This window comes from Hymenobacter tenuis (assembly GCF_054780495.1).
Genome location: NZ_BAAGWF010000004.1, coordinates 1361169 through 1368784 on the forward strand (window position 1 = coordinate 1361169; position 7616 = coordinate 1368784).

A 7616-nucleotide genomic window follows, 5' to 3' on the forward strand; every position below is an offset into this window, starting at 1 on the left:
GCTTTTTGCGGTAAGTTCGTCAGGGTGAGGTTATCAACACTTCACGGTGGAAAAGAAGCTAGGCTTTCTTTTTTTCCAGAACCTCGTCAATCAGGCCGTACTCTTTGGCCTCATCAGCGCGCATCCAGTAGTCACGGTCAGAGTTGTCGTGAATTTCCTGGTAGGTTTTACCGGTGTGCTCGGCCAAGATATCGTACAGCTCTTTCTTGAGTTTCAGAATCTCACGAGCGGTGATTTCGATATCCGACGACTGGCCTTGCGCGCCACCCGAGGGCTGGTGAATCATGACGCGGGCGTGGGGCAGAGCCGATCGCTTGTCTTTGGCGCCACCAGCGAGCAGCACAGCGCCCATAGAAGCAGCTAGGCCGGTGCAGATAGTAGCTACATCGGGGTTCACGTACTGCATCGTGTCGTAGATGCCGAGGCCGGCGTACACGGAGCCGCCGGGCGAGTTGATGTAGAGCAGGATGTCTTTTTTGGCGTCTACAGACTCCAAGAACAGCATCTGCGCCGTCAGGATGTTCGCAATATAATCGTCCACGGCCGTGCCCAAGAACACAATCCGGTCCATGATCAGGCGCGAGAATACGTCAATCTCAGCAAAACGCGTAGGGCGTTCCTCAATTACCGAGCGGGTCATGCCCGTAGGTAGCATCATGCCGGAACGCACCTGGCCTTCCATGTGCTGCAGATACTGATCTACACCCAGACCACTGAGGCCCTGGCCCTTAACGGCAAATTTGCGGAACTCTTCTTTATTCAGCATGGCAGAAAAAGTGGGAGATGAAATAAGTCAAACGAAATGTATGGGCAACAAAAAAGCCCATACGACAAGTAAGGGCTTTTTTGTTGGTTCGAAAACCGAAATGTTAGCGCTTAGCCAGCATTCTGATTGCGGAAGTCCTCAGCCGAAATCGGGTTGTCATTAACAACAACTTTGCCGCGCAGGTTTTCTAGCACTTTCTCTGCCAGAATGGCTTCGTATTCGTTTACGTAGTTCTTGCCGTTCTCCTGACGCAGGAAGTTGTCAGCAAAACCACGGATAGACTCTTCCATTTCAGGCGTCATCTCCATATTGAACTGCCCCAAGATTTTCTGCATGGTGCGGTCAACAATCTCGTCGTTCGATACTTTCAGCTCCTGCGCTTCTACTACCTTATTGCGGATCAACGACCACTTCAGCTCCTTCTCGTAGTCCTCGTAGTGCTCTTCAACCTGCTCGGGCGTCAGTTTGCCGTTGTTAGCACGTACCAACCACTTCTTGAAGAACTCCTTTGGAATCTCGATGGTGGTGCTTTCCAGCATCTTATCGATGATCTGGCGGTTCACCAAGTTGTCTGACTCACGGTCATAGTTCTCCTGTACCGTCGAGCGAACCTTTTCATCGAAGTCTTCTTTCGAGGTGACGATGTCCTTACCGAACACTTTGTCGAACAGCTCCTGGTTGAACTCAGCTGGGGCCGAACGCTGGATTTTGCCTACAGTCAGGGTATACTCGCCTTCTACGCCCTCCGCTTCCTCTTTGCTCATGCCTGAGAAGCTCGAAATAGCAGCTGCGTCGCCATCGAAAGCGTTTTTCAGATCGAAGCTGATTACGTCGTCGGTTTTGGCACCTACAAACTTGTCAGCATCGTTCTTCAGCTTGTTGGTGGGCAGCAATACTACGCGGCCTTCACCTTCTTCGTCAGCCTTCTTCAGCTTGCCGGAAATGTAGTCGCCAGCTTCAGCAGTTTCAGGCTCGGAGGTTTCGCCAAACTGACGCTCCAACTGCTCGTAGGTTTCCTTCAGCGTGTTCTCGTCCAGCTCTACTTTGTGACGGTCTACATTAACCGACTGATCAGCAGGTAGTTCAAACTCGGGCAGCAAGCCTAGCTCAAACTGAAACGTGTAGTCTTTCTGGGTATCGAAATCAACATCGGTTGGAACCGGCAGGGGCTCACCGAGGATTTTCAGGTTGTTTTCTTTGATGTAGTCATCAACAGACTTGCTGAGCAGGCCGTTGATTTCTTCCACCAAAATGCCTTTGCCGTACATTTTGCGCACCAGCGTTACCGGCACTTTGCCCGGGCGGAACCCTTTGATCTGCGCCTTTTTGCTGTACTCCTTCAGCTTCGACTCCACGGTGGGAGCATAGTCAGCCTCCGTGAGATTTACTGTCAGGATGGCATTCAGCTGGTCGTCTTTTTTGTCGAGGGTAATGTCCAAAACGGGTTGTCGGTTAAGGGTACTACTACGTTGATGTAAACAGGGGCAGAAACCCGGTAAAAAGGAAACCCCCAACGTGTGGGTTGAGGGTTAAGGGTGGTTTTCTAACTCAAAAACCTAAATAAGTGCGGATGGAGGGACTCGAACCCACACGCCTTGCGGCACCAGATCCTAAGTCTGGCACGTCTACCAATTTCGCCACATCCGCGTCTGAGGCCGTCTGCCTCGGGGCCGCAAAACTACACAAGGCAATTTTAAAAACAAGCGTCTTTCATAAATTAAGATGCGGCACGACGTACTTTTTATCTGGCAACCTGCAGTATCTGCTCGAGAAACGGTTTTGTTTCCTGTCGGGCCTAGGCGAAACTAGGTTGGCCACTATCCTTACGCACTAACGCTTTTCTTACTTTGTTGCGGTAGTACTGAGGCTTGGCACTGCCGAAAGACCTAGTGCATATAGCCAGCTTCAGCTACAAGCCGTACCTTAGCAAGCAGTATTTCGGTGCTTTTAGGCGCCGCCCGCGTACCATGTCTATTGTCATCGATCCTGAAGTAGAACGCCAGGAAATCCTGCGTCACTACCGCCGCCTGCTCCGCACCGCCAAGCCTTACTTAAAAGAGGGCGATGCGAAGCTCATCAAGAAGGCCTTCAATACCTCTCTGGAAGCGCACAAAGAGATGCGCCGTAAGTCCGGGGAGCCCTACATTCTGCATCCGCTGGCCGTAGCTCAGATTGTGGTGGAGGAAATCGGGCTGGGCACTACCAGCATTATTGCGGCCCTGCTGCATGATGTAGTGGAGGACACACCCTGGGAGGTAGCCGACGTGGAGCGCGAATTCGGGCCGAAGGTGGCGCGCATTGTAGATGGGCTCACCAAGATTTCCGGCGTATTTGAGTACGGCACCTCGGAGCAAGCGGAAAACTTCCGCAAAATGCTCCTGACGCTTTCCGATGACGTGCGGGTTATCCTGATAAAACTGGCTGACCGATTGCACAACATGCGGACGCTGGACTCGATGCCGCGGCACAAGCAGCTGAAAATTGCTTCTGAGACAATTTACCTCTACGCGCCGCTGGCTCACCGCCTAGGTCTCTACACCATCAAAACCGAGCTGGAAGACCTCTACCTGAAGTATACCGATACTGAAATCTATACGGAGCTGGTAAACCGCGTGCGGCAAAGCCGGGCCGCACGGAACCGCTTCATTAAGGATTTTGTGCAGCCGATTGATGAGGAGCTGAAAGCCCAAGGCTTTGAGTACGAAGTGAAGGGCAGGCCCAAAAGCATCTATTCTATTCTGCGGAAGATGCGCAAGCAGAACATCACCTTTGATGAGGTGTATGACTTGTTTGCCATTCGGGTAATTCTGGATGTGCCGCAGGAGCAGGAAAAGGCAGCCTGTTGGCAGGTATACTCTATTGTGACGGACTTCTACCAGCCCAACCCCGACCGATTGCGTGACTGGGTAAGCACGCCCAAAGCCAACGGATACGAGTCGTTGCACACCACGGTTATGTCGCGAACCGGGCAGTGGGTAGAGGTGCAAATCCGAAGCCGCCGCATGGACGATATTGCCGAGAAAGGCTACGCAGCGCACTGGAAATACAAAGACAACGGTACGCCTCAACCAGAGTCAACGCTGGAGTCGTGGATAAACAAGGTGCGGGAGATGCTCGAAACCAATAACTCCAGTGCCCTGGAGTTCATGGACGAGTTCCGCCAGAACTTGTTTGTGAAGGAAGTGTATGCCTTTACGCCCAAAGGGAAGCTAGTAATTCTGCCAGATAAGGCTACTGCCCTCGACTTTGCCTTTGAGATACACACGCACATTGGGCTGCAGTGCCTAGGTGCCAAAGTAAACCAAAAGCTCCAGCCCCTGAGCTACCAGCTCCGCAACGGCGACCAGGTGGAAATTCTGACGTCGCAGAAGCAAAAACCGACGGAAGAATGGCTGCAGTATGTAACCACTTCCAAGGCCCGTACCCGCATCAAAGACTGGCTACGGGACGAGAAGCGCACTAAGGCCGAAGATGGCCGCTTCCTGATTGAGAAGCGCTTTGAGCTGCTAGGCATTGAATACTCGCAGGATAACATTAACCGCCTACTAGCCCACTACAATACCCACAACCTGCAGGAGTTTTTCTACCGCGTGGCGATTGGGCAAATAGATGGCCGCGAAATCCAGAAAGATCTTTTCGACCCGAACGTAGAGGCGCCACGGCTGCCCTCAATGCTAGAGCCCAAAGCCTTCGACCATGAGGTGCAGAAAGTGCGGGGCGTAAATGCCAATATGCTGGTTATCGGGGAGCGGACCGACAAGTTCGATTACACTATTGCGCCCTGCTGCAACCCCATTCCCGGCGACGATGTGTTCGGGTTTGAGACGGACAACGGCATTGTGATTCACCGAACGTCTTGCCCCAAGGCCGTGCAAATGATGTCGAACTACGGCAACCGCATTGTGCGCGCCAAATGGACGGAACAGCTGGAGCTGGCTTTCCTGGCCGGTATTCGCATCAAAGGTTCCGATAGAGTAGGACTAGTGAATGACGTCACGCGCATCATTAGCAATAGCCTTAAGGTGAACATGCGCTCCATCACCATCGACTCGAATGACGGTATGTTTGAAGGCCAGATTATGGTGTTCGTGAATGATACCGACCACCTCGAAAAGCTGATCCACCGGCTGTCCAAAGTAAACGGAGTATTGCTGGTAGAGCGTTTTGATTCGTGAATTGGTTTTAAAGAGTTTTCCTGAAAATGGAAGGTACAAAACAGTATAAATAGAGTTGGCACAGCTTAGGGTTTAGCACAGAAACGAACCTAGGCCGAAAGGTTTTCAGGGAATTCACTAGGTGCACATCCATCCTAAAGCCCCTTCAAACATCCTCTCTTTTTTGCTGTTTTTACTCCTTGTATATAATGCCTCATAAAATGCCTGTTACTGAGAAGCATCTGGATAAAGAGAAGTATGAGGAAGTGAAGAAGATCTTCACGGCCTATCTTGAAAATAAAGGCCTGCGAAAAACGTCGGAGCGGTATGCCATATTGGAGGAAATATACTCCCGTAACGGCCACTTCGATGTGGAAGAACTATATGCCGGAATGAAGGAGCAAGGCCTGCAGGTAAGCCGCGCCACTGTATACAACACGCTTGACTTGCTGGTTGAACATGGCCTAGTAAGCAAGCATCAGTTTGGCCGCAACTTAGCGCAGTACGAGAAAAGCTATGGTTACCGCCAGCACGATCATGTGATCTGCACAGAGTGTCATAAAGTGGTAGAGTTTTGTGATCCGCGCATTCATGGCATTCAGACTATGGTAGGGGAGTTACTCAACTTCCATATCTTGCACCACTCTTTAAACCTTTACGGTGTGTGCGGCGACTGCCGCGCGAAAGCCGCCGCCCGCTCTTTAGCCGAATGAAAACTGATACCGCCGTCCAGGACGGCATTCTCTTTGTGCGCCTTTCCGGCGACTTAATCGGTAGCCCCGACACCCAGCAGCTCCTTCAAAGCGTTGATCAGCATCTCGGCGACGAGCTTCGCCATTGCACCGTTGATTTGTCGGGCATCCGCTATATCAATAGCACCGGCATCGGAGTACTTGTATCACTGCTCACCAAGTTCCGCAGCCGCGGGGGTGAGATGATACTGATCAACCCCGCTGACCACCCACGCAAAATGTTGGCCCTGACCAAGCTGAACGCTATATTTTCCATTGCGGACGATGAACAATCGGCCGCTGAACAGTTGAAAGCCGCAAAATAATGCCCGTTGACGTACTAGTAGGATTACAGTGGGGGGATGAAGGCAAAGGCAAAATTGTCGATGTGTTAGCCCCCACCTACGATGTAGTAGCCCGCTTCCAGGGCGGCCCCAATGCGGGCCACACCCTAACTTTCGATGGCATCAAGCACGTGCTGCACCAGGTGCCCTCCGGTATTTTCCATCCGCACATTATTAATGTAGTGGGAAATGGGGTAGTTCTTGACCCGGTGGTGTTTCGGCAGGAACTGCAAAAGCTCACGGACCGGGGTGTTAATTGGGGTGCTAACCTCTATATCTCGCGTAAGGCCCAGCTTATCCTGCCTTCACACCGCGCCCTTGATCGTATCAACGAAGAGGCGCGTGGAGGTGGAAAAATCGGATCAACGCTGAAAGGCATTGGCCCTACGTACCAGGATAAGATTGGCCGTACCGGGTTGCGGGTTGGTGATATTCTCCTTCCCGATTTTCAGGAGCGGTATAACGAGGCAGTAGCCCGCCATGCTACCCTAGCTGACTTTTATGGTAAAGGCCTCGAAATTGAAGAATTTGAGGCCGATTTCTTTTCTGCCGTAGAGTTCCTGCGCACACTTCAGCTCAGCGATACTGAGTATCTGCTGAATGATTTGCTGCGCCAGGGCAAAAATGTACTGGCCGAAGGAGCCCAAGGGTCTATGCTGGATATAGATTTTGGTACCTATCCTTATGTGACTTCCTCCAGCACCATTGTGGCTGGCGCCTGCACTGGCTTAGGTATTGCCCCACGGCATATAGATAAGGTGTATGGAATCAGCAAGGCGTATTGCACGCGGGTAGGCAGCGGCCCATTCCCAACTGAGCTTCATGACGAGGTAGGGGAGAGGATACGGACTGCCGGCCGCGAGTTTGGTGCTACTACTGGTCGCCCCCGTCGTTGCGGCTGGATTGATTTACCGGCTTTGCGCTACAGCATTATGCTAAATGGCGTAACAGAAATTCATTTGATGAAGGCTGATGTATTGGACGAGTTCGATGAAATTCGGGTCTGCACGCATTATCAGCTGCCAAATGGTGAGCAAACCGACCATCTGCCAGACCACGGCGACCTCCAGAATCTGACTCCTGTATATATCACCCTCCCAGGTTGGCGCACAGACCTTCAGGCCATAACTGACCCTAGTGCATTGCCTGTTGAGTTGAAACAATACGTCCAGTATCTGGAGCAACACCTTGAAGTGCCAGTAAGTATCGTAAGCGTTGGTCCTGATCGGGTCAGCACCTTGCACCTTCGCTAAGGCATTCCAACTCTTCAAGCTTATAAGAAAGGCCGCTATTTAGCGGCCTTTCTTGCTTGTTGCGCCTAATGAATCTAGTTATAAGAAAGCCTTCAAAGTTTTTTTTGCCTAGGCTGAACTAATTCTTCATCATAAAGAGTTTACCCTCAGCAAGCTAGGATAGTTGGTCTAGGGTGCTATAAAGTTTGTAAAGAAAAAGATGAGGATGCATTTGGTATTTCCAGACAAGACCTGCACCTTTGCACTCCCAAACCGAAAAGCGGCAGGGATTCAGCACTTCGCTTTCTACTTCGAAAGCAGGGGTTGAAAAAAGTTGACAGCGCGTCTTGCTTCTATCAGAAAAAGGGTGTTACCTTTGCACCCCGCTT

Annotated in this window: 6 protein-coding genes and 1 tRNA gene; 4 read left to right on the plus strand and 3 right to left on the minus strand. The window is 51.4% G+C overall.

What is annotated here, in order from left to right; translation table 11 throughout:
* Positions 1-58: 58 nt before the first annotated feature.
* From ACYVGU_RS19335 to ACYVGU_RS19345, 3 genes are all read right to left on the minus strand, one after another.
* Positions 59-766, minus strand: a complete 708-nt coding sequence (locus ACYVGU_RS19335) for a ClpP family protease (protein WP_460614294.1) — start codon at positions 764-766, stop codon at positions 59-61.
* A 110-nt stretch (positions 767-876) separates the two neighbouring features.
* On the minus strand, positions 877-2205 hold the full coding sequence (gene tig / locus ACYVGU_RS19340; RefSeq protein WP_460614295.1) for a trigger factor: 1329 nt from the start codon (positions 2203-2205) through the stop codon (positions 877-879).
* A gap of 126 nt (positions 2206-2331) precedes the next feature.
* A tRNA-Leu gene (locus tag ACYVGU_RS19345) sits at positions 2332-2413 on the minus strand.
* Between the two features lie 320 nt (positions 2414-2733).
* On the opposite strand from ACYVGU_RS19345, the gene ACYVGU_RS19350 reads away from it, so the two are divergent.
* The 4 genes from ACYVGU_RS19350 (at position 2734) to ACYVGU_RS19365 (ending at position 7248) form a co-directional block, all read left to right on the plus strand.
* Positions 2734-4941, plus strand: coding sequence for a RelA/SpoT family protein (locus tag ACYVGU_RS19350; protein ID WP_460614296.1), 2208 nt, complete (start codon positions 2734-2736; stop codon positions 4939-4941).
* A 200-nt stretch (positions 4942-5141) separates the two neighbouring features.
* Positions 5142-5633 carry a Fur family transcriptional regulator gene (locus ACYVGU_RS19355; RefSeq protein ID WP_460623393.1) on the plus strand — a complete coding sequence of 164 codons (492 nt, stop codon included), beginning with the start codon at positions 5142-5144 and terminating at the stop codon, positions 5631-5633.
* Entirely contained in the window at positions 5630-5977 is a 348-nt protein-coding gene (locus tag ACYVGU_RS19360; protein ID WP_460614298.1) for an STAS domain-containing protein, read from the plus strand. Before ACYVGU_RS19355 ends, ACYVGU_RS19360 begins: the two co-directional genes overlap by 4 nt.
* Positions 5977-7248 (plus strand): adenylosuccinate synthase, encoded by a 1272-nt coding sequence (locus ACYVGU_RS19365; RefSeq protein WP_460623394.1) that lies wholly within the window; start codon positions 5977-5979, stop codon positions 7246-7248. Before ACYVGU_RS19360 ends, ACYVGU_RS19365 begins: the two co-directional genes overlap by 1 nt.
* Positions 7249-7616: the final 368 nt, after the last annotated feature.